The organism is Aliirhizobium wenxiniae (assembly GCF_019511445.1).
GTDB classification, from domain to species: Bacteria; Pseudomonadota; Alphaproteobacteria; order Rhizobiales; family Rhizobiaceae; genus Neorhizobium; species Neorhizobium wenxiniae_A.
This window is the reverse complement of the sequence record NZ_JAEUAN010000003.1, coordinates 25,870-51,585: the sequence shown is the minus strand read 5'-3', so window position 1 is coordinate 51,585 and position 25,716 is coordinate 25,870. Positions and strand designations below refer to the sequence as shown.

Annotated in this window: 24 protein-coding genes and 1 tRNA gene; 6 read left to right on the top strand and 19 right to left on the bottom strand. The window is 60.5% G+C overall.

Annotated elements, in window-relative coordinates:
* Positions 1 to 60 precede the first annotated feature (60 nt).
* The 4 genes from JNB91_RS04385 to argH all read right to left on the bottom strand — a co-directional run bounded on the left by JNB91_RS04385 (position 61) and on the right by argH (position 5,916).
* A complete protein-coding gene (locus tag JNB91_RS04385) occupies positions 61 to 2,805 on the bottom strand; it encodes a TIGR02302 family protein (protein ID WP_220324318.1) in 2,745 nt (914 codons plus the stop codon).
* Between the two features lie 145 nt (positions 2,806 to 2,950).
* Positions 2,951 to 4,219, bottom strand: a complete 1,269-nt coding sequence (lysA, locus tag JNB91_RS04380) for a diaminopimelate decarboxylase (RefSeq protein WP_220324317.1) — start codon at positions 4,217 to 4,219, stop codon at positions 2,951 to 2,953.
* A gap of 15 nt (positions 4,220 to 4,234) precedes the next feature.
* On the bottom strand, positions 4,235 to 4,432 hold the full coding sequence (gene lptM, locus JNB91_RS04375; protein ID WP_220324316.1) for an LPS translocon maturation chaperone LptM: 198 nt from the start codon (positions 4,430 to 4,432) through the stop codon (positions 4,235 to 4,237).
* Positions 4,433 to 4,515: 83 nt separating this feature from the next.
* Entirely contained in the window at positions 4,516 to 5,916 is a 1,401-nt protein-coding gene (gene argH, locus JNB91_RS04370; protein ID WP_220324315.1) for an argininosuccinate lyase, read from the bottom strand.
* Between the two features lie 26 nt (positions 5,917 to 5,942).
* Between argH and tlpA the strand changes: the two genes are divergently transcribed.
* Positions 5,943 to 6,611, top strand: coding sequence for a thiol:disulfide interchange protein TlpA (gene tlpA / locus JNB91_RS04365; protein ID WP_220324314.1), 669 nt, complete (start codon positions 5,943 to 5,945; stop codon positions 6,609 to 6,611).
* 332 nt (positions 6,612 to 6,943) lie between these two features.
* Here the strand turns inward: tlpA and JNB91_RS04360 are convergent, their stop codons facing one another.
* The 7 genes from JNB91_RS04360 to JNB91_RS04330 form a co-directional block, all read right to left on the bottom strand.
* The gene (locus JNB91_RS04360) at positions 6,944 to 7,819 is read right to left on the bottom strand and encodes a 3-hydroxybutyryl-CoA dehydrogenase (RefSeq protein ID WP_220324313.1); all 876 of its coding nucleotides are present in this window, start codon (positions 7,817 to 7,819) and stop codon (positions 6,944 to 6,946) included.
* Positions 7,820 to 7,985: 166 nt separating this feature from the next.
* Entirely contained in the window at positions 7,986 to 8,915 is a 930-nt protein-coding gene (locus tag JNB91_RS04355) for an electron transfer flavoprotein subunit alpha/FixB family protein (RefSeq protein ID WP_220324312.1), read from the bottom strand.
* Positions 8,916 to 8,937: 22 nt separating this feature from the next.
* The gene (locus JNB91_RS04350) at positions 8,938 to 9,684 is read right to left on the bottom strand and encodes an electron transfer flavoprotein subunit beta/FixA family protein (protein WP_220324311.1); all 747 of its coding nucleotides are present in this window, start codon (positions 9,682 to 9,684) and stop codon (positions 8,938 to 8,940) included.
* A 139-nt stretch (positions 9,685 to 9,823) separates the two neighbouring features.
* Complete coding sequence (locus JNB91_RS04345) at positions 9,824 to 10,570, bottom strand: rhomboid family intramembrane serine protease (protein ID WP_220324310.1); 747 nt, start codon at positions 10,568 to 10,570, stop codon at positions 9,824 to 9,826.
* Positions 10,571 to 10,809: 239 nt separating this feature from the next.
* A complete protein-coding gene (locus tag JNB91_RS04340) occupies positions 10,810 to 11,382 on the bottom strand; it encodes a cob(I)yrinic acid a,c-diamide adenosyltransferase (protein ID WP_220324309.1) in 573 nt (190 codons plus the stop codon).
* 12 nt (positions 11,383 to 11,394) lie between these two features.
* Positions 11,395 to 11,598, bottom strand: a complete 204-nt coding sequence (locus JNB91_RS04335; RefSeq protein WP_220324308.1) for a twin transmembrane helix small protein — start codon at positions 11,596 to 11,598, stop codon at positions 11,395 to 11,397.
* 20 nt (positions 11,599 to 11,618) lie between these two features.
* Positions 11,619 to 12,452 (bottom strand): SDR family oxidoreductase, encoded by an 834-nt coding sequence (locus JNB91_RS04330; protein WP_220324307.1) that lies wholly within the window; start codon positions 12,450 to 12,452, stop codon positions 11,619 to 11,621.
* Between the two features lie 81 nt (positions 12,453 to 12,533).
* Between JNB91_RS04330 and JNB91_RS04325 the strand changes: the two genes are divergently transcribed.
* Positions 12,534 to 13,508 (top strand): YihY/virulence factor BrkB family protein, encoded by a 975-nt coding sequence (locus JNB91_RS04325; protein ID WP_223218053.1) that lies wholly within the window; start codon positions 12,534 to 12,536, stop codon positions 13,506 to 13,508.
* Here the strand turns inward: JNB91_RS04325 and gluQRS are convergent.
* Positions 13,437 to 14,318 carry a tRNA glutamyl-Q(34) synthetase GluQRS gene (gene gluQRS, locus JNB91_RS04320; protein ID WP_220324305.1) on the bottom strand — a complete coding sequence of 294 codons (882 nt, stop codon included), beginning with the start codon at positions 14,316 to 14,318 and terminating at the stop codon, positions 13,437 to 13,439. The two genes, JNB91_RS04325 and gluQRS, sit on opposite strands and share 72 nt — an antisense overlap.
* Positions 14,319 to 14,496: 178 nt before the next feature.
* Here gluQRS and JNB91_RS04315 point away from each other — a divergent pair, with 178 nt between their 5' ends.
* Both JNB91_RS04315 and JNB91_RS04310 read left to right on the top strand, forming a co-directional pair.
* Positions 14,497 to 15,153, top strand: coding sequence for a DNA-3-methyladenine glycosylase family protein (locus JNB91_RS04315; RefSeq protein WP_220324304.1), 657 nt, complete (start codon positions 14,497 to 14,499; stop codon positions 15,151 to 15,153).
* Positions 15,154 to 15,252: 99 nt separating this feature from the next.
* On the top strand, positions 15,253 to 15,810 hold the full coding sequence (locus tag JNB91_RS04310) for an HNH endonuclease (RefSeq protein ID WP_220324303.1): 558 nt from the start codon (positions 15,253 to 15,255) through the stop codon (positions 15,808 to 15,810).
* 33 nt (positions 15,811 to 15,843) lie between these two features.
* Here the strand turns inward: JNB91_RS04310 and JNB91_RS04305 are convergent, their stop codons facing one another.
* The 4 genes from JNB91_RS04305 to JNB91_RS04290 all read right to left on the bottom strand — a co-directional run bounded on the left by JNB91_RS04305 (position 15,844) and on the right by JNB91_RS04290 (position 17,739).
* The gene (locus JNB91_RS04305; RefSeq protein WP_220324302.1) at positions 15,844 to 16,359 is read right to left on the bottom strand and encodes a disulfide bond formation protein B; all 516 of its coding nucleotides are present in this window, start codon (positions 16,357 to 16,359) and stop codon (positions 15,844 to 15,846) included.
* A gap of 349 nt (positions 16,360 to 16,708) precedes the next feature.
* Positions 16,709 to 17,119, bottom strand: coding sequence for a hypothetical protein (locus tag JNB91_RS04300; RefSeq protein ID WP_220324301.1), 411 nt, complete (start codon positions 17,117 to 17,119; stop codon positions 16,709 to 16,711).
* Between the two features lie 69 nt (positions 17,120 to 17,188).
* The gene (locus tag JNB91_RS04295) at positions 17,189 to 17,470 is read right to left on the bottom strand and encodes a hypothetical protein (RefSeq protein WP_220324300.1); all 282 of its coding nucleotides are present in this window, start codon (positions 17,468 to 17,470) and stop codon (positions 17,189 to 17,191) included.
* Positions 17,471 to 17,654: 184 nt separating this feature from the next.
* Positions 17,655 to 17,739 (bottom strand) — tRNA-Leu (locus JNB91_RS04290).
* A gap of 230 nt (positions 17,740 to 17,969) precedes the next feature.
* Here JNB91_RS04290 and JNB91_RS04285 point away from each other — a divergent pair.
* Complete coding sequence (locus JNB91_RS04285; protein WP_220324299.1) at positions 17,970 to 18,755, top strand: hypothetical protein; 786 nt, start codon at positions 17,970 to 17,972, stop codon at positions 18,753 to 18,755.
* Positions 18,756 to 18,832: 77 nt separating this feature from the next.
* On the opposite strand, the gene JNB91_RS04280 is transcribed toward JNB91_RS04285, so the two are convergent.
* From JNB91_RS04280 to secA, 3 genes are all read right to left on the bottom strand, one after another.
* Positions 18,833 to 20,104, bottom strand: coding sequence for a GNAT family N-acetyltransferase (locus JNB91_RS04280; protein ID WP_220324298.1), 1,272 nt, complete (start codon positions 20,102 to 20,104; stop codon positions 18,833 to 18,835).
* A 2-nt stretch (positions 20,105 to 20,106) separates the two neighbouring features.
* A complete protein-coding gene (locus tag JNB91_RS04275; protein WP_346269266.1) occupies positions 20,107 to 21,531 on the bottom strand; it encodes a lipopolysaccharide biosynthesis protein in 1,425 nt (474 codons plus the stop codon).
* A gap of 153 nt (positions 21,532 to 21,684) precedes the next feature.
* Positions 21,685 to 24,396, bottom strand: coding sequence for a preprotein translocase subunit SecA (secA, locus tag JNB91_RS04270; protein WP_220324575.1), 2,712 nt, complete (start codon positions 24,394 to 24,396; stop codon positions 21,685 to 21,687).
* Between the two features lie 245 nt (positions 24,397 to 24,641).
* Here secA and JNB91_RS04265 point away from each other — a divergent pair, with 245 nt between their 5' ends.
* Complete coding sequence (locus JNB91_RS04265; protein WP_220324297.1) at positions 24,642 to 25,538, top strand: peptidylprolyl isomerase; 897 nt, start codon at positions 24,642 to 24,644, stop codon at positions 25,536 to 25,538.
* The last annotated feature ends 178 nt before the right edge of the window (positions 25,539 to 25,716 follow it).

Below are 25,716 nucleotides of genomic sequence, written 5' to 3'. Positions count from 1 at the left end.
ACTTAGCCGAAGGCTAAGTCTTAGATTTTGTTGGTGAGGGGATCGATCCCTCAATAGACCTCACCTGATCTCCAGCAACCGCTCCAGGTACTGCCGCTCGGCATCACCCGAAAGCGCACCACCAAGTTTCTCACGGATCGCATCGAGAATTTCTCGCGCCCGCTGGACGTCGATCTCGTCCGGGACCTTTACCTGATCGCCGAAATCCGGGCCTGACGTGGCGCGCGGGCGGCCCAGCGGGTCGCGGCCGTTCTGGCCGCCCTGGTTGGCCATGCCTTCGCCCTCGCCATTCTGTTGGCCCTCTTGTCCCTGACCTTGGCCCTGCATGGCCTGCATCATCTGCTGCATCATGTTCTGGGCACCCTGGCGCAGGGCGTTTAGTGCATTGCCCTGTCCCTGCACGGCCTGTTCGCCTTGTCCCTGGCCGAGCGCCTGACCGGCATTGCCCATCTCGCGCTCTGCCTGGCCGAACCCTTCGCCGGGCTGCATGCCGAGATCCTTCAGGCCCTGCTGCAGCTCGCCGAGCTTCTTGCCGAGGCCTTCCTGCTGGGCGCGCAGGTTCTTCAGCGCCTCGCGCAGCTGTTCGGCCGTCATCTGGTCGGTGTTCTGCTGCCCTTGCTGGCCCTGACCCTGCTGGCCTTGTTGACCCTGCTGGCCCTCTTGCTGCTGGCCCTGCTGACCTTGTTGTGACTGTTGCTGCTCACCTTCACCCTGCTGCTCCGGGTCGCCGCGCTGCATGCGGTCGCGAAGTGCCTGATCCAGTTTGAAGGTCTGGTCCATCAGTCGCTGCTGTTCCTGCATGATCTCGCCGAGCTTATCGATCTGCTGGCGCATCTGGCTGTTCTGCTGCTGCTGGCCCTGCTGGCCGCGCTGTGGGCGTCCGGCCTGCAGGTTGTTCATCATCCGCTGCAATTCGTTCAGCATCTGCTGGGCGGCATCGCGATTGCCGGAACGGGCCAGGTTTTCGATCTGGTCCATCATGTTCTGCAGATCGCGCTGGCGGATGACATTCTGCGCCTGCATGTTCTGCTGCGCCCGAGGGGCGTTCTGCATCCGCTGCGCCAATTCATTCATATATTGCTGCATCGCCTCGCGCATTTCCTGCATCAGGCGGGCGATCTCCTGATCGTTTGCGCCATTCTGCAGGGCTTCGGAGAGATTGCGCTGGGCATCGCGCAGGCGACGTTCGGCCAGCGACAGGTCGCCATCCTCGATGCCGAGGGCGATCTCCCAGAGATAGTCTGCGGTTTCCTTCAACTGTTCCTCGCCGCGGGCGAGCTTCATGCGGCCGCGGGCGGATTCGATCAGCAGGAAGTGGCCGAGGTTGGGAATGGTTTCGTCAGGACGAATTGTCAGCGCCTCGTTGAGTTCGATCGCCTTCGGCATCTGGCGCGTGTCTAGTGCAAAGACCTGCCGCTGTTCGGCAACGGCTGCGGCCAGAGGCTCGGAGAAGCCACGACCGGGAAGGATCATTTCATGGACCGGGCTGCGTCCCGTCTGGCCGGCGCCATCGGTTGCGACCAGCGTCACGCGAACGCGCTTGCCGGCAAGCGGATGCTCGATCAGACTGCGGCTGGTCAGGCCCTTGATCTCCTGGCCTCTGGTCTGGCGCGGCAGGTCGAGCCGGTATTCGGGCAGCGGGTAAAGCGGTGTTGCTGCCGGGTCCTGTGGGCCGGCAGGCTCGATCAGCGCATGGGCTTCCCGGATGCCGTAATCGTCCTTGGTCTTGAAGCCGATTTCCAATGCGCCATTTACCGATCGCTTCGGCTGGCCCTCGAAGGCGATTTCCGGCGGACGGTCGGGAATGACGTTGAATGTCCAGCTCTGTCCGTTGACGGTCAGATTGCCGCTTTCGTTGACCGCCATTGCATAGGTGCGCGGCGCGAGCGGCTGGTTGCCATTTGCCGGTGCTGTTGGTGGCTGAGGTGTCGGGGCCTGGGCGGCGGGAGCATCAGCGCCATTCTGGGCCTGCTCAGCAGCCTTTTTCGCGCCAGCTTTCGCCTCTTCGGTCTGGAGCGTCACATCCTGCTTGTTGGCGGTCGTGGTGAAGACCACCGCCTCTTCGCCCTCGCCGCCGGTGACGCGGACCGTCAGGGCGGAGTTCTGTGGAATGGACACGGTGCCGTTATTGTTCTGCGCTTGCTGGCCGGTCAGAAACACGGGCGCGCGCCCGGTATAGGAGGGCGGGGTCAGCCATGCGTCGATGCGCAGATCGGGGTTGATGCTCGGTGCCAGCGGTGCGGGAACGAAGGCATCGCCTACGCTGCCGCCGCGGTTGGAATAGGAAAAGGCGAGCGCCACGGTAAAGACCAGCGCCGGAATGGCGCGCAGGCCGAAGCGGTCATGCTTGGCGATATCCGGCTGCGGCAGGCCCGCATCGAGCGCTGCGATGCGCTTCGCCATGCGGATCTGGTGTTCCTTCCACAGGGCGCGGGAGAGGGGGGTCTCGAAGGCTGGTTCGTCTTCCTGTACGCCGACCGGCTGGTGCGGAAGATTGTTGCGATCCTCCAGCAGGCGGTCGGCTTCATTGGCGCTCGGCCAGCGAATCCGCGCCAAAGGCAAAAGGGTAGCAAGAAGCGCGACAAGGAAGCCCGTGAGCAGGATCCAGCGCAACCAATCCGGTGACAGGCGGAATATGCCGAACCAGGATGCGGAGAAAAACAGGGCAACGATGCCGACCGGCGCAAGCGCCTTCGGCAAAAGACGCTCGAAAAACAGCACGATACGCGCGAAGGAACGCTTCAGGGCCACCCTGCGGGCAAGCGCGGGATGGGTCTCGAAAGCACCTTTGCGGGTAAAGCTCATGCGGTCCGTCTCCGATCGTGGCGGCGCAAACAAGCCTCTAAGATAACAGTCTTTGTGGCGAAGACGAGGGCAGGCGTGGGCCGGCCCCCATATTTTAGGCAGTTTCCCGCAATTGTGAATGTCGCGTCAAGTGCGCATCCGGCTCTCAGTTGAGCCAGGCGGGAACGGAATCGAGGCCGATAAGCTCGTCATAGGTGCTGCGTGGGCGGATGACGTGGAACTCCGAGCCCTTGACCAGAACTTCCGGCACGAGAAGGCGGGAATTGTAGGTTCCGGCCTGCACGGCGCCATAGGCTCCGGCCGATGCGACGGCGATCAGGTCGCCCGGCTTCGGTTCCGCCATCTCGCGATCGAGTGCCAGATAGTCGCCGGTCTCGCAGACCGGGCCGACGATATCGCCACGGATGCGCGGTGCGTCAGTGGCCGGTACGACGACCGGGCGGATCATGTGATAGGCTTCGTAAAGCGTCGGGCGGATCAGGTCGTTCATCGCACCGTCGACGATGACGAAGGTCTTTTCGCCGCCGTCCTTCACGTAGATGACCTCGGTCACCAGAATGCCGGCATTGCCGACGATCAGGCGGCCCGGTTCGGTGACGATCTTGCAATTGAGCGAGCGCAGCTGGCGCTTCACCGTATCTGCATAGGCATCCGGCAGCGGAGGAGGCGTGTTGTCATCCTTGTAAGGAATGCCGAGACCGCCGCCGATATCGACATGATCGATCCGGTGGCCATCGCCGCGCAGCGTGTCGACCAGTTCGCGCAACAGGCGGAAAGCGTGCTCGAAGGGCTCCAGTTCGGTGATCTGGCTGCCGATATGCATGTCGATGCCGGTCACCTCGATGCCGGCAAGTGTTGCCGCATGGGCATAGACCGCGCGGGCACGATCATAGGCGATGCCGAACTTGTTTTCCTTCTTGCCGGTCGAGATCTTGGCATGCGTTCCTGCATCCACATCCGGATTGATGCGGAAGGAGACATGCGCCTTTTTCCCGGCCTTGATGGCGCGCAGGTTGAGAACTTCCAGTTCCGGTTCGGATTCGACGTTGAAGCAGTAGATGCCGGCTTCGAGCGCCAGATCCAGCTCCGCGACCGTCTTGCCGACGCCGGAGAACATGATACGGCTGGCCGGAATGCCTGCGGCCAGCGCACGGCGCAGTTCACCGCCGGAAACCACATCGACGCCTGCGCCAAGCCGACCAAGTGTCTTCAGCACGGCCTGGTTGGAATTCGCCTTCATGGCGTAACAGACCATGGTGTCGACATCGGAAAACGCTGCGGCGAAAACCTTGTAATGGCGCTCGAGCGTTGCTGTCGAATAGACGTAGAACGGCGTTCCGACAGCCTTGGCAATGTCGCGAATGTCGACGTTTTCGGCGTGCAGCACGCCGTCGATATACTGAAAATGGTTCACGTCAGGTCTCGGAAATTACAGAAGCTTGTCGAGGATGAAGGGACGCTCGGCTACCGGGTCTTTTTTCTGCTCGTTGCTCTTGCGGACGTTCTGCTGCTCGACCGGCGTGCTCGGGCGGTCGAGGTCACCCTTGCGGCCGCAGCCAACAACAACAATGCCGGCAAGGCCGAGCACCAGGGCGACGCGGGCGGTATTCATCAGCGACTTCGACATCTAATTCTTTCTCCGGCACGTTTGAGGAACTTCATAGCGAAGTTCCTCCCGCTTGTGCAGATCATTGCAGCATCAATTACAGATCAGTTACGCGAACGCCAGTAGGCGATCTGCTTCCTGACTTCGGACGGCGCGGTGCCGCCAAAGCTCTGGCGGCTGGCAACCGAGGCATCTACGGTCAGGACGTCGAAGACCTTTTGGGTGATCGCCGGGTTGATCGCTTGCAGCTCTTCCAGCGAAAGCTCGGAAAGGTCACAGCCTTTCTTTTCCGCCAGCGCTACGGCATGGCCGGTGGCGTGGTGGGCGTCACGGAAGGGCAGGCCCGCCTCGCGCACCAGCCAGTCGGCGAGATCGGTGGCGGTCGAGTAACCCGAGCCTGCGGCGGCGCGCATGCGGTCGGCGCGGATGGTCATGTCGCGCATCATGCCGGTCATGGCGGCAATCGCCAGTTCCAGGTTTTCGGCAGCGTCGAAGACCTGTTCCTTGTCTTCCTGCATGTCCTTGGAATAGGCGAGCGGCAGGCCCTTCATGATGGTGAGCAGCGCCACCAGCGATCCATTGATGCGGCCGGTCTTGGCGCGCACCAGTTCGGCGGCATCCGGGTTCTTCTTCTGCGGCATGATCGACGAACCGGTCGAAAACGCATCCGACAGGCGCACGAAGCCGAATTGCGGCGTCGACCAGATGACGATCTCTTCGGCAAGGCGCGAGAGATGCACGGCGCAGATCGAGGCGACCGAGAGGAATTCCAGCGCGAAGTCGCGGTCGGAAACGGTGTCGATCGAGTTGCGTGTCGGCTCGCGGAAACCGAGCGCCTTCGCTGTCATGTGGCGGTCGATCGGGAAGCCGGTGCCGGCAAGGGCTGCTGCGCCGATCGGGCTTTCATCCAGGTGGTCAATCGCGTGGCGCACACGGGCGCGGTCACGGCCGAACATTTCGACATAGGCCATGCAGTGATGGCCGAAGGTGACCGGCTGGGCGGTCTGCAGATGGGTGAAGCCGGGCATGACCGTATCGGCATGTTCTTCGGCGCGATCGAGGAATGCTGCAATGAGATCGGTCAGCATCTTCTCGGTTTTGCTGAGCTCTTCCTTCACCCAGAGGCGGAAATCGAGCGCCACCTGGTCGTTGCGCGAACGGGCAGTGTGCAGGCGGCCGGCAGCGGGGCCGATCAGCGTTGCCAGCCGTGCCTCGATATTCATGTGAATGTCTTCGAGCTTGCGCGAAAACTCGAACTTTCCGCTCTCGATCTCTGACAGGATCGTGTTCAGACCTTCGACGATCTTGTCTTTATCTTCGCGCGAAATAATGCCTTTTTCGGCCAGCATGGTTGCATGGGCGATCGAGCCGCGGATGTCCTGGGCGTAGAGCTTCTTGTCGAAACCGATCGAGGCATTTATTTCCTCCATGATCGCGTCCGGCCCGGAAGCGAAGCGTCCGCCCCACATCTGATTGGAAGAGGTCGCGTCCTTCGTATCGGCCATGATGCTTTGTGTCCTGGAGTTAAGTAATGGCATCCAAAAGACCGCTTGGTCTCCCATCCGCCCGATTGATCATGATTGCCGCCGTCGCGGGGATTACCGCCGGCGCCGTGGCGGTATACGTGAGGAGCATGGGGTCTGGCAATGGCATGGACGGCCTGACGACGGCGTCTTCCGGGCAATGTGAGGGGGCTGCCGAGCTGGCGAAGTCGGTTTCCGCTTTCTCCAAGGGTGAGGTGGCTGCGATGGCTGCCGCCCAACCGCCGCGTCCACTGCAACTTGCGTTCAAGGGGCCGGAAGGCAAGGACATGACGGTGACCGATCTTGCCGGCAAGACGGTACTGCTCAACCTCTGGGCCACATGGTGCGTGCCCTGCCGGGAGGAAATGCCGGCGTTGAATGCATTGCAATCTTCAATGGGCGGCAATGATTTCGAGGTGGTGGCCGTTAATATCGATACCGGCAGCGACCAGAAACCGAAGAATTTCTATCAGGACTACAAGATCGACAAGCTCGCCTTCTACAGCGACAGCTCGATGGGCGTGTTCAACGCGGTGAAAAAGGAAGGCCTCGCCTTCGGCCTCCCGGCAACCCTTATCCTCGATAAAAAAGGTTGCCTGATCGGTGCGATGAACGGCCCTGCTGCATGGGACAGCGAGGATGCGAAAGCGTTGATTGGGGCGGCGAAGGGAAGCTAGCCGTACGGCATTATTGCTGATGGACGGCAACAGGCTTTTCGATATTCTCTCGAAAGTTGTGATGATGAAAGCAGACGCGCGCTGCCAGGCGTATCGAAGGGATAGGCCACTTCGACCCGGCGAAGGCCTCGTCATCCAACCGGAGAGTGAACTATGTGGCCAATGCCATTTAGCATCACATTTATCTTACGGAAAACCCGCACGAGCTGGCAGGCAAGCGTGCGGGTCACATTCCGATAAATAAACCAGAGAGGCGGGCGGACAGCTCGCCTCTCACTCCGTAATATAGTCCGTCGCGTAATTTCTTACAAGCACGACCTCCGGTAGCCATCTTACCGCGTCGGAACCGGAACCTCGCCACGGTAATCATAGAACCCGCGGCCGGATTTGCGGCCGAGCCAGCCGGCTTCGACATATTTCACCAGAAGCGGGCAGGGGCGGTATTTCGAATCCGCCAGACCATCGTAAAGAACCTGCATGATCGACAGGCAGGTGTCGAGGCCAATGAAATCGGCAAGCTGAAGCGGACCCATCGGGTGGTTGGCGCCGAGTTTCATGGCGGTGTCGATCGCGTCCACCGTGCCGACGCCTTCATAGAGCGTGTAGATCGCTTCGTTGATCATCGGCAGCAGGATGCGGTTGACGATGAAGGCCGGGAAATCCTCGGAGACGGTGACGGTCTTGTCCAGCGATGCGACATATTCCTTGGCGGCCCTGAAGGTCGGCTCGTCGGTAGCGATGCCGCGCACCAGTTCGACCAGCTTCATCACCGGCACCGGGTTCATGAAGTGGATGCCCATGAACCGTTCCGGGCGGTCGGTCGCCGATGCAAGCCGGGTGATGGAGAGCGACGAGGTGTTGGTGGCGAGCAGTGCCTCGGGTTTCAGGACCGGGCAGACATGTGTGTAAATCTTGCGCTTGACGCTTTCGTCTTCGGTCGCGGCCTCGATGACGATGTCCATCGGCGCCAGATCATTCACGTCCGCAGAGCCGGAGATTTTGGAGAGAGCCGCGTTGCGCTCCTCGTCGGTGATCTTCTCGTTTGCCACGAGGCGAGCGAGCGTGCCGTTGATCGTTGCAAGGGCGGCCTGGATGCGGTCCGGGTCCAGATCGTAGATCTGCACCTTGTAGCCTGCGAGGGAGGAAACATGCGCGATGCCGCAGCCCATCTGACCTGCGCCGATGATGCCGATATTCTGGAAGGCCATAACGCTTACTCCATCCCTTGGGCTTGAGCGCACTTGTGGTGCGCGCTTTTTATTTGAAAATGCTTATTTAAAAAATGCCGGGCCACATGCAGCGGTCCGGCATTTTTCTATTCGCCTGGCCATCATTTTGCCAGCTTTTTTCGCAGCCGCGAAGGCGGCGCTCTTGTCAGAGCGCCTTTTCGAGCTTTGGCAGGATGTCGAAGAGATCGCCGACGAGGCCGTAGTCTGCGACCTGGAAGATCGGTGCTTCCTCGTCCTTGTTGATGGCGACGATGACCTTCGAATCCTTCATGCCGGCAAGGTGCTGGATGGCACCGGAAATGCCGACCGCGATATAGAGGTCGGGGGCGACGACCTTGCCGGTCTGGCCGACCTGCCAGTCGTTCGGGGCATAGCCTGCATCGACCGCTGCGCGCGATGCGCCGACGGCAGCACCGAGCTTGTCGGCGACGGGCAGAATGACCTCCTGGAACTTTTCCGAAGAGCCGAGTGCACGACCACCCGAGATGATCACCTTGGCGGAGGTCAGTTCAGGGCGTTCGGACGAGGCGAGCGCATCCGAGACGAAGGACGAGACGCCGGGATTGCCTGCAGCCGAAACGGCTTCGACCGAGGCCGAACCGCCTTCACCGGCAGCGGCAAAGGATGCCGTGCGCACCGTGATTACCTTCTTGGCATCGCTCGACTGAACGGTCTGGATGGCATTGCCGGCATAGATCGGGCGCTTGAACGTGTCGGCCGAAACCACTTCGACTATTTCCGAGATCTGCATCACGTCGAGCAGGGCTGCAACGCGCGGCAGGACGTTCTTGGCAGACGTGGTAGCCGGTCCGACGATCACGTCATAAGCGGGTGCCAGCGAGACGATCAGGTCGGCCAGTGGTTCGGCGAGATTATTGGTAAGGCTCGCATCGTCGGCCACGAGAACCTTGGAGACGCCTGAAAGCTTGGCGGCGGCATCGGCCGCAGCCTTTGCACCTGCGCCGGCGACCAGAACATGCACATCGCCGCCGATTTTCGAGGCTGCGGTGAGAGCCTTGGCGGTCTGGTCGGACAGGCCGGAGGCGTCGTTTTCTGCCAGAAGAAGAATGGTCATGATTGTTGTCTCCTGTCTTCCGTTAGATCACGCCGGCGGTCTTGAGGCTGGAGACCAGCTCTTCAACCGACCCGACCTTGACGCCAGCCTTGCGGCCGCCCGGCTCCTCGGTCTTCAGCACCTTCAGGCGCGGCGCGGTATCGACGCCGAAATCGGCAGGGGTCTTCTTGTCGAGCGGCTTCTTCTTCGCCTTCATGATGTTGGGCAGCGAAGCGTAACGGGGTTCGTTCAAGCGCAGGTCGGTGGTGACGACGGCCGGGAGCCTGACTTCGATCGTCTGCGAGCCGCCATCGACTTCGCGGGTCACGGTTGCCTTGTCGCCGGAAACATCGATCTTGGAGGCAAACGTTGCCTGTGCGGAGCCGAGAAGCGCTGCCAGCATCTGGCCAGTCTGGTTCGAATCGTCATCGATCGCCTGCTTGCCGACGATGATCAGGCCGGGCTGTTCCGCCTCAACGACGCCCTTCAGAAGCTTGGCGACGGCGAGCGGTTCGACGGCTTCGTCGGTCTCGATGAGGATGCCACGGTCGGCGCCCATGGCGAGTGCGGTGCGGATGGTTTCTTCCGCCTTGGCCGGGCCGATCGACACGACCACCACTTCTTCCGCCTTGCCTGCTTCCTTCAGCCGCAGAGCCTCTTCGACGGAGATTTCGTCGAACGGGTTCATCGACATCTTCACATTGGCGAGTTCAACGCCCGTGCCATCCGGTTTGACGCGGATTTTCACGTTGTAATCGACAACTCGCTTTACAGGCACCAGGATCTTCATGGGGTCCTTCCTTGACTATCTCCGACGGCAAAATGCGACATTTGCCATCTCCTCATGTGTCAGTGGGCGACATGGATACGCATTTTTCACCCGAATACAACGCCGTTTCCATGCCGACACTTGCGCATTTCTCATATCGCTATTCGACGCGTGCCGGTACCTGCGGAACGCTGGTTTTATGATGCACTGCGCGCGGGGTGACGATCTGCCGGTCGAACAGCGGAACGCCTGGACGCCGCATGACGAGTACGAGAAGAGCGCCGGCGATGATGCCACCCACATGGGCGCCCCAAGACACGGCGTCATCCATATTCAGCGCCAGCATGACGAATTGCTGGGCGATCCAGAGCGCCAGCGGAATGAAGGCGGGAAGTGGGAGCGGGATACGAAAGAGGACCAGTACCCATACGCGTACCCGCGGATGCAGCAGAAAATAGGCGGCGACCACCCCGGAAATTGCGCCCGATGCACCGATCAGCGGGCCCTCCGATTGCGGCGCGATGAAAGCGTGGAATGCTGCACCGGCTGCGGCGCAGAGGAGGTAGAAGATCAGGAAGCGGAAGTGGCCAAGCGCATCTTCGACATTATCGCCAAAAACCCAGAGGAAGAGCATGTTGGGGGCCAGATGCCAGAAATCGATATGCAGGAAGGCATAGGTGAGGAAGGTCATGTCTTCCGGCACCAGAACCAGTGACGGGTCGAGTACCGCGTGATCGAAGATCAGCGCCGGGATGAAACCGAGGCTCAGCGAGGCGCGCTCGGCCTGTTCCACGCTCGCGAATGTGGTGAACAGCCAGGCCAGAATGTTGAGCACTATCAAGCTGATCGTGACCCACTGGACGCGGATATATTTCAGTTCGTTCGTGTCATGCAGCGGGACGAACATGTGACGGTCTCCAAAATTACGGACCTCATTATTTGCCCGTGACATCCGGCAATAAAGCCCCCTCCCAATCCTCCCCACAAGGGGGAGGGCTTAATCCAGCCTCACCCAAAAGGCTCAATCGAAGCAGGTGCTCGCCGCTTGTCTTCTCCCCCCCCCTTGTGGGGGAGATGGCCGGCAGGTCAGAGGGGGCCTTTTTCGTATGAGTAGATTTCGAAACGGCTGCGCCCAGTCATCTCACCTTACCGATGCTTCCCCGGCACCCAAAGAATATCGGCCTGTCCGCGGTCATTTGCAAAACGGGCGGCGACGAAGAGGAAATCGGAGAGGCGGTTGATGTATTTCAGTGCCGCCGGACCGATCTGTTCCTGCCGCGACAGTTCCACCATCAGCCGCTCGGCGCGCCTGGCGATAGTGCGCGCCATGTGCAGATGTGCGGCCGCCGCCGTGCCGCCGGGAAGGACGAAGGATTTTAAGGGATCGAGTTCGCCATTCAGGCTGTCGATCTCCCGCTCCAGCCGTTCCGCCTGCGCCTCGATGATGCGCAGTGGCTCGTAGCTCAATTCTTCGCCGGTATCCGGCGTGGCAAGGTCCGAGCCGAGATCGAAGAGATCGTTCTGGATGCGGACAAGCATGACGTCGAGTTCATCGAGGCCTATCGTGTGAAGCCGGGCCATGCCCACCGCCGAATTGGTCTCGTCCACCGTGCCATAGGCTTCTACCCTGAGGTCGAATTTTTCGCGGCGCGGGCCGGAGACGAGGCCGGTCGTACCGTTGTCGCCGGTGCGGGTGTAGATTTTATTCAGCTTGACCATGTTTCCTTTTCCTTAACTCGGCCTTCCCCCACCGGTAATCCACAGCGTGAGCATGATCAGCGCGATCGCTACCGCCTGCAGGATGACACGCAGCTGCATCAGCTTGTTGGAGCGGTTGGCGTCCGTGCCTTTCAGCATGTTGAAAAGGCCGCGGATCAGCACGAGCACGACGAGGCCCATCACGATCAGGGTGAGAAAGGTGGTGAAACTCGACATGTCCTGCCTCCCGTCAGTTGTCAGTCGATACGGCGCATCAGCGCGTAGAAGAGCTGTGCCGGGAGCAGTCTCTTCAACAACGCACCCTGCTTTGCCGGTCTGGTTACCAGATAATGCGGCTTTGGACGAGGCGCGTTCAGGGCATGATCGAGCACCTTGTATACGGCTTCGGGGCCGAGCTTGTGTTTGTTGACAGGCCCACTGCCATCCAGGCGTTGCAGCTGCCGCGCATAATCGGCGGCGTGTACGGAGCCGGTCAGATCGATATTCTCGCTGATCTTGGCGAGTGCATTGGCGGTGAAGCGGGTAGCGATCGGGCCAGGTTCGATCAGGCTCACCTCGATGCCGCTGCCGGCAAGCTCCATGCGCAGGGTCAGCGTCAGGCCTTCGAGCGCGTATTTCGAAGCGGTGTAAGCGCCGCGATAGCGATAGGGCAGGAGGCCGAGGATCGACGAGCAGTTGACGATGCGGCCTTGCCCTTGCGCCCGCATGACGGGAATGACCTGGCGGGTCAGTTCATGCCAGCCGAAAAGATTGGTCTCGAACTGGACGCGAAGCACATCCGTCGCCAAATCCTCCACCGCTCCCGGCTGGCCATAGGCGCCGTTGTTGAACAGTGCGTCGATCCTTCCGCCGGTGCGTTCGATCACGGTTTTTACAAGCTGATCAATCGTCTCCTGCTTCGTATAGTCGAGGATAAGCGCCTCGATGCCATCGGCCTCGAGCGCGGCCAGATCCTCCGTCTTTCGCACCGTGGCGAAGACACGCCAGCCGTCCGCCTTCAATGCCCTTGCCGTATGAGCGCCGATGCCGGAGGAACAGCCGGTGACGATGATCGTTCTTCCTGCATTCATTTGGGGCTGTTCCTCAATGCTCACCTGTACAAGTGGGGGTGTTCCTCCCATATTTCGCCTGAAGTCACAACGGAGCAGACCTTGCAGGAAGAAATACGCCGGCCGCGATGGCACCGATTGGCCTTCAAGGTTTTATGGGATGCCTATTGGCATTTCACCGAGGATGACGGCTGGGCCATGGCAAGCCATGTGGCGCTTTCGGGCCTGCTTGCGCTTTTTCCCTTTCTGATATTTGGAACGGCTCTCGCCGGCTTTCTCGGTGCGGGCGGATTTTCCGAAACCGCCATCCACCTGATGTTCGACGCATGGCCTGCCGATATCGCCAATCCGATCGCGTCTGAAATCCAGCGGGTGATCGACATGCCGCGCGGCGGGCTTCTGACGGTCTCGGTACTGGCAGCCGCCTACTTCGCCTCCAACGGCGTCGAGGCTCTGCGCATTTCGCTCAACCGCGCCTATCGGGTCACCGAAACCCGCGCCTGGTATGTGACGCGCCTCGCAAGCCTCGGTTACGTCATCGTCGCGGTGGTCATCTTTGCGGTGATCAGCATCGTGCTTCTGGCGGTGCCGGTGGCGCAGCGGTTTGCCGAGACGAAATTTCCCTGGCTGATGAGCGATCTCAACGCGCTCGCCAATTGGGGCCTCGTCGGCACCGGCCTGCTTCTGATGCTCGGCCTGCTTTTCTCGCACAAATGGTTGCCGGCAGGCGATCGGCGGATCATCGATGTGCTTCCGGGCGTGGTGCTGACCATCGTCATCTGGACGATTTTTGGCTTCGGTTTCGCCTATTATCTGTCGAGCTTCGCCAACTACGCCGCCACCTATGCGGGGCTGGCGTCTATCATGATCGTGCTGGTCTTCCTCTACATGGTCGGCGTGATCTTCATGCTCGGGGCCGAACTCAACGCGGCGATCCTGAAATACAAGGTCTATTCGGTGGTCAACCAGGTGAACAAGAAGCGCAAGGCAAAGCGCATCAGCCGTTCAGAGCCCGACCAAGCGGCGAATGTCGGCGGGCAGCAGCCCGTCCTCCCGAAGAGCCGCAATTCCGGTTGATCCCTCGCTTTTTGACAGCTTTCGGCCGTCGCTGCCGATAATCAGCCGATGGTGATGATAGACCGGTTCGGGCAGGCCGAGCAGTTCCTGCAGCAACCGGTGGATGGCGGTAGCGGCATAGAGGTCCTTGCCCCGCACCACATGGGTAATTCCCTGCAGCGCATCGTCGATCACGACCGAGAGGTGATAGCTCGACGGGGCGTCGGAGCGCGACAGCACGACATCGCCCCAGATCGCCGGATCGGCCGCAATCGTTTCAGTGTTGCCGCTGCCGGTTTCCCGCCAGGTCAGCGGCTTGCCGACCCGTGCCATTGCCTTCATCACATCCAGTCGCCACGCGTGCTTGACGCCCCTGGCGATAAGCTCCGCGCGTTCCGCTTCGTCGCGCAGCTTGTCGTCATCCGGATAAAGCGGCGAGCCATCGGGGTCACGGGGCCAGTTTTCTTCACCGGCCTCATAGGCCGTAACGCGCGCCTTTACCTCGCCGCGGGTAAGAAAGGCGGGATAGACAAGTCCCATATCCCGCAACCTGTCGAGTGCGTCGCGATAGGCATCGAAATGCTCCGATTGGCGCCGCACCGGTGTTTCCCAGTCAAGGCCGAGCCAGACGAGATCGCGATAGATCATCTCCTCGAATTCGGGCGTACAGCGCGTCAGGTCGATGTCTTCGATACGCAGCAGAAACCGTCCGCCACTCGCCTTCGCCATGTCGTGGTTGAGGAATGCCGAAAGGGCGTGGCCGAGATGGAGAGAACCATTCGGGCTGGGGGCGAAACGGTAGACGGGAGGGGTGGACTGGGAGGCTGGCATCGTTTGCTTGTGTCTGGATCCTCGGGTCAAGCCCGAGGATGACGAGCCTGTGGAGACGTTTTACCACATAGCACCCTGAGAGCTTGCTGAAAGGTGTCTGCTGGCACCTATCATGCAAACCTTTCCTTCGTCATCCTCGGGCTTGACCCGAGGATCCAAACCCAAGCATGAAAACCCCATGCGCGAAAACCAGACCAGCATCATTCGCAACGACGCCGATATCGAAACCGGGCTCAGCCACCTTCTGCAACTCGATCCCCGCCTCGGCCCGATTGCCGAAATCGCCGGGCCGCTGCCGCTCAGGCTTGCCACGCCCGGCTTTGCCGGTCTCGCCTCGATCGTCGTGTCGCAAATGGTGTCGCGGGCAAGTGCGGATGCGATCTGGCGGCGGATCGAGGCGGTGGGGCCGGTGACGGCGCAGGCCTATGCCGCTCTCGATCCCGAAATCATCGCCACATTCGGCCTCTCGCGCGCAAAGGCCTCTACCTTGCAAAAGCTTTCCGAAGCGGTGCTCACCGGTGCGATCGATCTGGACGGGATCTGCTCCATCGATGGTGAGGCCGCGCTTAGACAGCTTGTTCTCCTCCCCGGCATCGGTCCGTGGACTGCCGAAGTCTATCTGATGTTCTGCGCCGGCCATGCCGATATCTTTCCGGGCGGTGATGTGGCGTTGCAGGCCTCCGTCGGACGAGCCTTCAGAGTGGAGCCACGGCCGGGCGCGAAGCAACTTGCAGAAATAGCCCGCTCATGGGCGCCTTATCGGTCAATCGCGGCCCGGCTGTTCTGGGCCTATTACGCTGCGACCATGCGCCGCGAGGCTTTGCCCATCGTATAAATGCGGGGAAGCATGCCGTTGCATTTATAGGGCTTCACAATCCTGTAACAACGGACCTAATATAGAGGAGATAGATGCCGAATCGGGTAGGAGCGTCACTTGACGATTGCAGTCTCCCCGCAGGCCTTGCCGGCGCTCGTCTTGAACGCTGACTACCGGCCGCTGAGTTACTATCCCTTGTCGTTGTGGTCCTGGCAGGACGCGATCAAGGCGGTCTTCCTTGACCGTGTGAATATCATTGCCGAATACGACCATTCGGTCTGCTCGCCGAGCTTCACCATGAGGGTGCCGAGCGTCGTCAGCCTCAAGACCTATGTGCAACCGACCCGAAATCCGGCCTTTACCCGGTTCAACGTCTTCCTGCGCGACAAATTCGAATGCCAGTATTGCGGCGCGCATGATGAGCTGACCTTCGACCATGTCATTCCGCGCGCCCATGGCGGCGAAACAACGTGGGAAAATGTCGTGGCGGCCTGTTCGCCGTGCAATCTGCGGAAAGGCAGCAAGCTGCCGAAACAGGCCGGGATGATCCCGCACCAGAGGCCCTATGCGCCGAGCGTACAGGACCTGCACAACAATGGCCGGCTGTTCCCGCCGAACTATCTGCACGAAAGCTGGATGGACTATCTCTATTGGGATACCGAGCTGCAGCCCTGATCGGGCCACGCCATCTGGTTTACAAAAGGCCGCTCAAGCGGCCTTTTTCGCACCGATGAAGGCGACGGCTGCGAGGAAGACGCTGGCAACGACGTTCCAGCCGGCAAACGAGAGGCCGAGCACGCGCAGAGCCGCTTCGGCGCAGGACGGACCGTGGATGGTGTTCAGGTCGTTCAGCAGGTTGCCGGCATCGGTGGTGATCGCCGTACTGCCGCCGCAGGCCGAAGGGCCGGGCCAGAAACCCCATTCGACACCCGAATGGTACGCGCCTATGCCCGCGCCGACCAGCATCATGACACCGATGACGACCAGCAGGGACCGATTGATCCAGGAGGGAAGGCCGAAGGCGGCTGCGCCGACCGCAAGAATGCCGATCGGGACGCCATAATAATAGGGATCACGCTCCAGCAGGCACAGCGCACAGGGAATGTAGCCGCCAATATGCTCGAAACCGAGCGCGGTAACGACCGTTGCCGCCATGGCAAATGTCAGGAAGCCGGCGTAAACAACACCCGTGTTGAACCTCGTGGTGGAACCTGCCAGCGCCATGCGCTTCTCCTTCATAGTCGCGATCGAACGGCGTCGTTCGATAATGTGCCGATGGGGCCAAATTGCGCCGAAGCTGTAGAGCACAATCCGCCGATCTGTAAACTGGCAGATCGGCCGGCACATGCTCCTGTCTCCGGCAAATTCTCGTGATCGGCTTGCTCGTGTCCCACAATGCTAGCGAGAAGAGATCGTGTCGCAAAGCCACGCTTAAGCCGCGCGTCATCTTGTCAGTCGCACACCGCATGTCTCTCGAAAGTGGTCACCGGTTTCGGGATGAAGACATGCGCAAAAACAGGGAGCTGAAGCACGGCAAGAAAACCTTATAGATCGTGATGTGCTTCAGCGGCAGTCATGCTCCAATCTTCACCACTTCGTCGCGCCAGAAGACGATCACATATCCCCCTCTTGGCGCAGCATTCGCGGCCCAGTCTTCGAGTTGAGACATGTAGGGTTCCTGGCGCCAGAGATCGGGGCGGTCGGGATCGGCGAGAACGGTGGTCTGCTGCCCCTGGCCGTAGACCATCATATGGGAGGTCAAAGGATCCCACTCATCACCCAATCCGTCGTCGGTCATCCAGCGGCAGAGGAAATCACGACAGAGTTTCGGGCGTTCCGCATAAATGGAGCAGCCCTCTCCGGCAGTACAATACCTGCACCATTCGTCTGCCGGCTTGTCCAGATCATCGATATCGGGCAGCCGGCAACAGAGCGTGCAGGCCTTGCAGGAGCGGCTCTCGATGGGTGACAAGGCGGAGCTCATGCGATGTCAAAATGCCCGATATCGTTCAGCGGAAGTGGCCAAAAGGTGGTCGAGATCATTCGCAGAGGTTCACAGTCGATGGATACGCTCGTTGAGAGCTGAAGCCAGAGCCTCGAGGAATTGCTTACGTCGAGCATCGGAAGCCTTTTCCGCTCCCAGTTCCACCGGATCACGGATCTTTTCCATGAAGCCCAGATGGTCAAACGTGTCGGCGGCTACGTTCACTTCGACCTCATCCATGAAATGTTTCAGGAAAGGCGCCAGAGCAAGGTTGGTGTCCTTCTGGTACTGGACAGCCATCTGCTGTGCAAGTGTGCACATCTGGACGTAGGGGCCGTATTCGGCACTCATGCAATTCTTCTCCGCGTTTCATCAGTGTTCAGTCATTTAGGAAAAATAACGGACGTCGCAACGGCTGATTTGCGATGGTTTGTGAATATAGCGGCAAGACCGGCACTTATAACGGAAACGTTAGACCCCGGAGCCAACAGGCCATTGGGGAGACGTCGAGATCTTTTCTGTTTTCCGGAAAATATGGTGCCCCGTGCCGGAATCGAACCAGCACTCCTCTCGGAACCTGATTTTGAGTCAGGCGCGTCTACCAATTCCGCCAACGGGGCACGGTAGATTTGCAACGCGCTTACCATGCGCAGCCACGAAGATGCAAGGCGCAACTTCTTCAAATGTGATCCGCAACGATCCGTATCCGGGTGGCGTTCGTCGTGCGCGGTGCGGCCATCATAAATCGTTAATATTCGCGCGCATCATATTAGTAATTGCTGAAACTAATTGACATGGCCAGCATTCGAATCCGTGGGTCTGCAGGCAGGCCCTCAAGGAGGAGAATGTCATGAAAAAACTGTTTGTTTCGGCGTTGATGTCGACATGCATCGCCACGTCAGGGCTGACGCCGGTCTATGCGCAAGGCTTATCCATCGGAGGTGATCGCGGCGTCAGCGCCAGTGTCGGCAGAAGCCGCGATGGTGGTCTCGGTATCGGCGCGTCCGTGGGAGGGCGAAATGGGGTAAATGCCGGCGTGGGTGTCGGTGGCCGTTCCGGTGGCGCCGGGGTCAGTGCATCTGTCGGCGGTCGCAATGGCGCGAATGCCGGTGTCGGCGTCGGGCGTAATTCGAGCGTCGCCAGCGCCAACGCTTCGGTCGGAGGGAGGAACGGCGTCAATGCCGGTGCCAATGTCAACGGCTCGCGCGGGCTCAATGCCGGGGTTGCTGCCTCTGTCGGCGGAAGCAATGGGGTCAATGCACGGGTCGGCGCCAGCACATCGAACGGCATCAACGCCAGAACGACTGCGTCGGTTGGCGGCACGGGAGGTCTCGGAGCAACGGTCGGGCTCGGTATCGGGGGCACGTCCGGCATCGGTGTGGATGTCGGCGTCGGTGTCGGCACTCCGGGAACCGGACCGGGCACAGGTCCAGGGACTGGACCCGGTACCGGGCCGGGAACAGGTGGCGGCGGCACCGGCGGCGGATTGACCGGGCCTCAGCGAGCCGCCTTCAATGCCATGTCTCCCAGCGAGCGGCAGAAGCTTTTGAAGCGCTGTGTGGATATCTCTGCCGGCAGCTACGATGCGGCGCTCGTCCAGCTCTGCCGGATGCTGCGGATGACTGCATCGCGCTGATCGGAAGGCTCTCAGATCACCGCACCGGGCCTGCGCGAATGCAGGCCCTCAATGTTCCTGATCGAGGGCTGCATTGATCAGGTGTCGCGACCCGCCAGATGCATGATCTTTTCCCGCAGGATACGGGCTATGTTGCGGGTGTTGCGATAGAGGTGAAGCTGGGCTGCGACCTGGCGAACGTCACGGTCGCTGTTGCGCGTCAAGCCGATGACGAGACTTCCCATTTCCTCACGCTCTTCCCAGAACCGGCTCATGATCGGGTGATCGGGCACGGCGCAGCTGTCGGTCCGCAGGATGTTGGCGTCGTCCAGATGCCAGTCGGTCAGTTTCATGATCAGAAGCTTGCCGGGCGAATAGTCGCCGAAACCTTCATCATAGGCGGTCTTCCACGTATAGGCCTCACCGGCCATCAGGAAAACGACGAGCGAGGCGATGGCGCGGCCGTCGAGATCGATCGTGTGAATACGCACCGCGTCGATTTCGGCCAGATTGGTGATCGCCTCACGGGCGAAGGCGGCGCGATAACGGTCGTTTATCAGCGCGGAACGTTTCCTGCCCTTCCAGCCCTTGGCCTCGAGCGCAAGGAATTCCTCCATCCGAAGCCGAACCTCTTCAGGCTGACGGGCGACATTGTAGGTCAGCGTTCCGAGCTTTTCGAGCTTGCGCCACTGGCGGCGCATCTCGCGGACATGATGGGCGGAGACGGCCTGTTTCAGGTAAGCGTCGCCATCGAGATAGCTTTCCAGCATCGGGCGGCGGAACGTGTCGGTCGTGGCGACGGAAAGATCGCGGGCAATGGCGACGGCCTTGGCGAGCTGAGCAAAGCGGCCGTTCAGGCGAACGTCCGGCAGAACCAGCACGGATGGCAGCTTGGTTTCCGGCCGCGCCAGAACTTCGAACAGATTGTCGATCGTCTCTGCCGCGTCCTCGGCATCGGCGAGCGGCGTTCCAAGCGGGCCGAACGGATTGGCCCAGGTGCGGATGATCGATGCGCCGACCGAGAAGCCCGGCCGTTCGACCGTAAACGGCATCAGCAGCCGCAGGCGCGAGCGCATGCCGTTGTCGTCACGGATGAGGGCGAAGCGCACCTGCTTGTCTTCCACGCGCGGCATGGCCGGGGCAAGCAAGCGGGCCGAAAAGAAGATGTTCGGCTCCATCGCCCGGTGCGACAGGAATTCAAGCTCCTCCTGCAGATCATAGCCGAGGGTTGCCGGATAAAGCGAAAACTCGCGTCCGGCCCGGCCGATCGGCAGGTTGAGATCCGCTTCCGGCAATGAACGCTTGTCATGCCCTTGCGGAAGAATTTCCTTTGCATCCTCGAAACCGCTGCCGGATGGGGGGATCTGCATGGTCAATTCGCTCCCGTTCCGGCCTGGGGTCTGCGTGCGAAGGCAAACAGCGTGATGCCGAGGGTGCGGCGGACTGTCAGATGAAGCAGCAGGGATTCGATCATGATGGCAGTAGCAGCCGCAACCGCCGCCCCAGTCAAGCCGAATAGCGGTATCATCACAGAATACAGTATCACCGCGGCGATCAGGGTTGCGGCGTAAACGCCGACGCAGAGTTTCTGATGTCCCGCCATGCTCAAAAGGATCTCTGCGGGGCCGACCGAGGCTTTGGTCAGAATACCGACAAACAGGATCGCCATCAGCGGGTATCCATCGGTGAAGTTGGGACCGAACAGAGACAGGAGAAGCTCGCCGGCCGCCAGCGCGCAGAGGCCGATCACCAGCGACGGCCAGAACGTCCAGCGCGTCGTCTGGGACGCGAAGCTTGCCAGCGCATTGTGGTCATTGGCGGCGATGATGGCCGAGAAGCGCGGTGCCGCCGCTGCCTTGACCGAGAAATAGACGAATTGCACGAGCACGATGGTTTTTGCCGCGGCGAAATAGATGCCGACCTGATCAGGCGGCAAAAACAGACCGACCACGACCACATCGGCATTGGTCAGCAGGAAGCTGATGCCATCAACGAGGAAGAGCGGTAGGGAATATCGCATCCAGCCGCCGAGCTGGTAGCGGCGCGCGCTTGCCCCTACCCTTGGCTCGCGACGGATCAGGACGGTCAGTTGAGCCAGGTGAGCAAGCGTCGTGACGTAGGTTGCTGCCAGTGCAGCACCCATAGCCGTCGTCGCGTCATGCTGCGCGTCAATCAATTCTGCGCCTGCCATGAAGACGAGGATCAGGATCGGTCGCAGGATGAATGTCGGAGCGAGTGCCGAGACGGTCCAGCCGCGCGCCCTCGCCATGCCGTCGAGAATGTCGCCGAGCGCGATCATCGGGATGATGAACAGCGCGATGCCGACCGGCACGAGATAATAGGAGGCGATGCTGTCGCCGAACAGAAACAGGAAGGCGAAGCCCAGCGCGGCGACCAGTGTCGCCGTCAGACATGCGATCAGGCATGAGGCGACATTCAGCCCACGCAGCAGGGCCGTTTCGCCGGCTGCGACATGCTGGTGATAAAAGCGGATGATCGAGGTATGGAAACCGAGGCAGGAGAGGTTGCCGGTCAGGATGACGATCACCCAGACGAAAGCGTAGATGCCATATTCGAACTCGCCCATCAGGCGGGCAAGAATGATCTGGGAAATGAAGGCGATCGCTGCTGAGGAGATGCGGATTGCGAAAGCCATCAGGGCCTGGCGCTGTGCCCGGCCGGTTTCGCTGCGATCGTTTACAATGGTGCCGGCTTTTGCGATCAGCGGTACGATCCGGGCGCGCAGGCCCGGCGGAAGCAATTTTTCCGCTGTTTCGATAACCGCAATCAAGGGCACGCGATACTCGTTACGCCTGACAAATACTGGTGAAAAGAATGGCAGGTCACGGTTAAGAAACGGTTGGCGGTGCCGGTAGGCTTGTGGCTACGGCCGCTCTGAAAAGCAGAACGCCGCCCGTTGGGCGGCGTTTATATCACTGTTGTTTAAGCCTCAGGCCTGTTCGAAGGCGCCGTGGCAATGCTTGTATTTCTTGCCGGAACCGCAGGGGCAGGCCTCGTTGCGGCCGATCTTGCCCCAGGTGGACTGATCTTCCGGACGGCGGTCTTCGGGAGCGGCGATGAAGTTTTCGTCGTCGCGGCCGGTAACCTGGTTTTCGCCGGTCATCGGATCGAGGTGATGCTCTTCATAGGTCTGCGGCGGAACCGGCGGCTCCGGGGTCTGCATCAGCTCGACACGCATCATCTGGGCGGTGACGGCTTCGCGCAGGTTGGCCAGCAGCGCCTGGAAGAGTTCGAAGGCTTCGGCCTTGTATTCCTGCAGCGGATCGCGCTGGGCGTAACCGCGGAAACCGATGACCGAGCGCAGATGGTCGAGATTGACGATATGCTCGCGCCACAGGTGATCGAGAGTCTGCAGCACGATCGAGCGCTCGACATAGTTCATCACCTCGTTGCCGAAGCGTTCGCGGCGATCCTTGACGGCTGCTTCCGCAGCCTCGGTGATGCGCTCGCGGATGTCGTCCTCGCCGATGCCTTCTTCCTTGACCCAGTCCTCGACCGGAAGATCGAGATTGAGCAGGCGCTGGACATCCTGGTGCAGGCCGGGCGCATCCCACTGTTCGGCATAGGCGCGCTCGGGGATGTGCTTGGCGACCATGACCTCGATGACTTCGTTGCGCATGTCCTCGATGGTTTCGGACACGTCTTCGGCGTCCATCATCTCGATGCGCTGCTCGAAGATCACCTTGCGCTGGTCGTTGGTGACGTCGTCATATTTCAGGAGGTTCTTGCGGATGTCGAAGTTACGGGCTTCGACCTTCTTCTGGGCGCGTTCGACCGCCTTGTTGATCCACGGATGGACGATCGCCTCGCCTTCCTTCAGGCCCAGCTTCTGCAGCATGCCGTCCATGCGGTCGGAGCCGAAGATGCGCATCAGGTCGTCCTGCAGCGACAGGAAGAATTTCGAACGGCCGGGGTCACCCTGACGGCCGGAACGGCCGCGCAGCTGGTTGTCGATACGGCGGCTTTCGTGGCGCTCGGTGGCGATGACGTAGAGACCGCCGGCTTCCAGAGCCTTGACCTTGAGTTCCTTGATCTCGGCGCGGATGGCCGCTTCCTTGGCATTGCGCTCGGCTTCGTCCTCGATACCTTCGAGTTCGCGCTCAAGACGCATGTCGACATTGCCGCCGAGCTGGATGTCGGTACCGCGGCCGGCCATGTTGGTGGCGATCGTCACGGCGCCCGGAACACCTGCCTGGGAAACGATATAGGCTTCCTGCTCGTGGTAACGGGCGTTCAGAACGTTGAACTTTTCGAAGCCGGACTGGCGCAGCATGGTGGCCAGAAGTTCGGATTTTTCGATCGAGGTGGTGCCGACGAGAACCGGCTGGTTGCGATCGTGGGCGGCCTTGATCTCGACGATGATCGCCTTGAACTTTTCCTCGAACGTCCGGTAGACCTCGTCGTCCTCGTCGATACGGGCGATCGGCAGGTTGGTCGGGACTTCGATGACTTCGAGCTTGTAGATGTTGCCGAATTCTTCAGCTTCCGTCTGCGCCGTACCGGTCATGCCGGCAAGCTTGGAATACATGCGGAAATAGTTCTGGAAGGTGATCGAGGAGAGTGTCTGGTTCTCCGGCTGGATCGTCACCTTTTCCTTGGCTTCCAGCGCCTGGTGCTGGCCTTCCGAGAAGCGGCGGCCCGGCATCATGCGACCGGTGAATTCGTCGATGATGACGATTTCGTCGTTGCGGACGATATAGTCCTTGTCGCGGGTGAAGAGCTTGTGGGCCTTCAGCGCGTTGTTGATGTGGTGGACGATCGCGACATTCTCGACGTCGTAGAGCGATTCGCCCTTCAGGAGACCGGCCTGACGCAGCAGGTTTTCGAGCTTTTCGGTGCCGACTTCGGAGAAGTTGGCCGACCGCTGCTTCTCGTCGATCTCGTAATCTTCTTCGGAGAGAAGCGGGATATAGGTATCGATCGTCGTGTAGAGGTCAGAACGGTCGTCCAGCGGGCCGGAGATGATCAGCGGCGTGCGCGCTTCGTCGACAAGGATCGAGTCCACTTCGTCGACGATCGCGTAGTTGTGGCCGCGCTGAACCATCTGGCCGCGCTCGTATTTCATGTTGTCGCGCAGATAATCGAAGCCGAGTTCGTTATTCGTCGCGTAGGTGATGTCGCAGGCATAGGCCGCACGGCGCTGCTCGTCGTCGAGACCGTGGACGATGACGCCGGTCGACAGGCCGAGGAAGCTGTAAAGACGGCTCATGATGCCGGCGTCGCGCTGGGCGAGGTAGTCGTTGACGGTAACGACATGCACGCCCTTGCCCGAAAGGGCGTTGAGGTAGACCGGCAGGGTGCCGACCAGCGTCTTGCCTTCACCTGTCTTCATTTCGGCGATCGCGCCGTCATGCAGGATCATGCCGCCGGTGAGCTGCACGTCGAAGGGGCGCATGCCGAGCACGCGGCGGGACGCTTCCCGCGCCACGGCAAAGGCCGGGATCATGATGTCATCAAGCGTCTTGCCATCCGCCAGCATCTGACGGAACTCGACCGTCTTATGGGCGAGTTGCTCATCGGTCAGTGCCTTGGTCGCTTCCTCGATGGCATTGATCTTGGCGAGGGTCGGCTTGTAGCCGCGTACACGGCGGTCGTTAGCCGAACCGAACAGTTTGCGGGCGATGCCGCCGAAGCTGACCATGCGAATGGTCCTTTCTGATCTCAGTGCCATGGGATTGCAGGTCGGAAAAAGGTTGCTTCCAATGCCGGCAAATTGTCCCGCAACGCCCGGAAACTCTTCTGGACGCCAAGTTGCGTGACAGATAAGAGGGGGTCCGAATTATGTCAACGGTTGCGGCCGATACACTATGGCCACATTCCGGTGTTTGTGAAGGATTCAGGCCGGATCCAAACCCTTGAGACCGGCATCCATGCGAAAGGTAACTTATGTTGCGCCACAAACTTCTCGTAACCGCGGCAATCGCTGCTGCGATTTCGTTCCAGGCTCCTGCATTCGCGCAGGAAGACAAGGTCGTCGCCAAGGTCGGCACGCTCGAAATCACTCAGTCGGAACTTGATCTTGCGGTCCAGAACCTCGACCCGCAGCTGGCCCAGTTGCCGGACGAGCAGAAGAAGGTCGCGGCCCTTTCGGGTGCGATCGACGTAAAGCTGCTCGCCAGCGGCGCACTTGCCGAAGGCGTCGACAAGACCGACGACTTCAAGAAGCGCATGGCCTATATCGGCGATCGCGAATTGCACAACGCCTTTTTCCGCAAGCACGTCGTCGAAGCGACGACCGATGAAGAGGTCAAGGCTCGCTACGACAAGGAAATTGCTGCCCTTCCGAAGCAGGAAGAAGTCAAGGCCGCCCATATCCTGGTGAAGACCGAGGATGAAGCCAAGGCGATCATCGCACAGCTCGACAAGGGCGAAGATTTTGCTGCGATCGCCAAGGAAAAGAGCCAGGACAGCAACAAGGATGACGGTGGCGATCTCGGCTGGTTCGGTCCGGGTCGCATGGTGCCGGAATTCGAAGAAGCCGCTTTCGGTCTCGAAAAGGGTGCTTATACCAAGACCCCGGTGAAGACCCAGTTCGGTTTCCACGTCATCAAGGTCGAAGACAAGCGCGACGCACCGCCGCCGGCTCTGGAACAGGTTCAGGATCAGGTGAAGCAGCTCGTCATGCGCGACAAGTATGTCGCCATCCTTCAGAAGGCCAAGGATGAGCAGAAGGTCGAGATCACCGACGAAGCCCTGAAGAAGGGTTATGAGGAAGTCGGCAAGATGCAGGACGGCGCTGGCGATGCTGCCGCCCCGGTCGAAGCGCCGGCCGCAAAGCCCTGATAGTGAACTGAAGGAGGGGGCATCGGCCCCCTCACTTGCAATTTCAGAAACTTAGCTGCGGCTCAAGATTTCGAAATTGCTTTCTCTCCCACAAGGGGAGAGATACCGATGCCGCGAGCTCGGCGCCCTACCTCTCCCCTTGTGGGAGAGGTTACAAAATCAAGATCTTGGCCATAGG

Bases quoted from the DNA above. Each gene is read 5' to 3' on its own strand.
- JNB91_RS04385 (WP_220324318.1), bottom strand. From the start codon at position 2,805: ATGAGCTTTACCCGCAAAGGTGCTTTCGAGACCCATCCCGCGCTTGCC.
- lptM (WP_220324316.1), bottom strand. From the start codon at position 4,432: ATGTCGAAGTCGCTGATGAATACCGCCCGCGTCGCCCTGGTGCTCGGC.
- argH (WP_220324315.1), bottom strand. From the start codon at position 5,916: ATGGCCGATACGAAGGACGCGACCTCTTCCAATCAGATGTGGGGCGGA.
- tlpA (WP_220324314.1), top strand. From the start codon at position 5,943: ATGGCATCCAAAAGACCGCTTGGTCTCCCATCCGCCCGATTGATCATG.
- JNB91_RS04360 (WP_220324313.1), bottom strand. From the start codon at position 7,819: ATGGCCTTCCAGAATATCGGCATCATCGGCGCAGGTCAGATGGGCTGC.
- JNB91_RS04355 (WP_220324312.1), bottom strand. From the start codon at position 8,915: ATGACCATTCTTCTTCTGGCAGAAAACGACGCCTCCGGCCTGTCCGAC.
- JNB91_RS04350 (WP_220324311.1), bottom strand. From the start codon at position 9,684: ATGAAGATCCTGGTGCCTGTAAAGCGAGTTGTCGATTACAACGTGAAA.
- JNB91_RS04345 (WP_220324310.1), bottom strand. From the start codon at position 10,570: ATGTTCGTCCCGCTGCATGACACGAACGAACTGAAATATATCCGCGTC.
- JNB91_RS04340 (WP_220324309.1), bottom strand. From the start codon at position 11,382: ATGGTCAAGCTGAATAAAATCTACACCCGCACCGGCGACAACGGTACG.
- JNB91_RS04335 (WP_220324308.1), bottom strand. From the start codon at position 11,598: ATGTCGAGTTTCACCACCTTTCTCACCCTGATCGTGATGGGCCTCGTC.
- JNB91_RS04330 (WP_220324307.1), bottom strand. From the start codon at position 12,452: ATGAATGCAGGAAGAACGATCATCGTCACCGGCTGTTCCTCCGGCATC.
- gluQRS (WP_220324305.1), bottom strand. From the start codon at position 14,318: ATGCCAGCCTCCCAGTCCACCCCTCCCGTCTACCGTTTCGCCCCCAGC.
- JNB91_RS04315 (WP_220324304.1), top strand. From the start codon at position 14,497: ATGCGCGAAAACCAGACCAGCATCATTCGCAACGACGCCGATATCGAA.
- JNB91_RS04305 (WP_220324302.1), bottom strand. From the start codon at position 16,359: ATGGCGCTGGCAGGTTCCACCACGAGGTTCAACACGGGTGTTGTTTAC.
- JNB91_RS04300 (WP_220324301.1), bottom strand. From the start codon at position 17,119: ATGAGCTCCGCCTTGTCACCCATCGAGAGCCGCTCCTGCAAGGCCTGC.
- JNB91_RS04295 (WP_220324300.1), bottom strand. From the start codon at position 17,470: ATGAGTGCCGAATACGGCCCCTACGTCCAGATGTGCACACTTGCACAG.
- JNB91_RS04285 (WP_220324299.1), top strand. From the start codon at position 17,970: ATGAAAAAACTGTTTGTTTCGGCGTTGATGTCGACATGCATCGCCACG.
- JNB91_RS04280 (WP_220324298.1), bottom strand. From the start codon at position 20,104: ATGCAGATCCCCCCATCCGGCAGCGGTTTCGAGGATGCAAAGGAAATT.
- secA (WP_220324575.1), bottom strand. From the start codon at position 24,396: ATGGTCAGCTTCGGCGGCATCGCCCGCAAACTGTTCGGTTCGGCTAAC.
- JNB91_RS04265 (WP_220324297.1), top strand. From the start codon at position 24,642: ATGTTGCGCCACAAACTTCTCGTAACCGCGGCAATCGCTGCTGCGATT.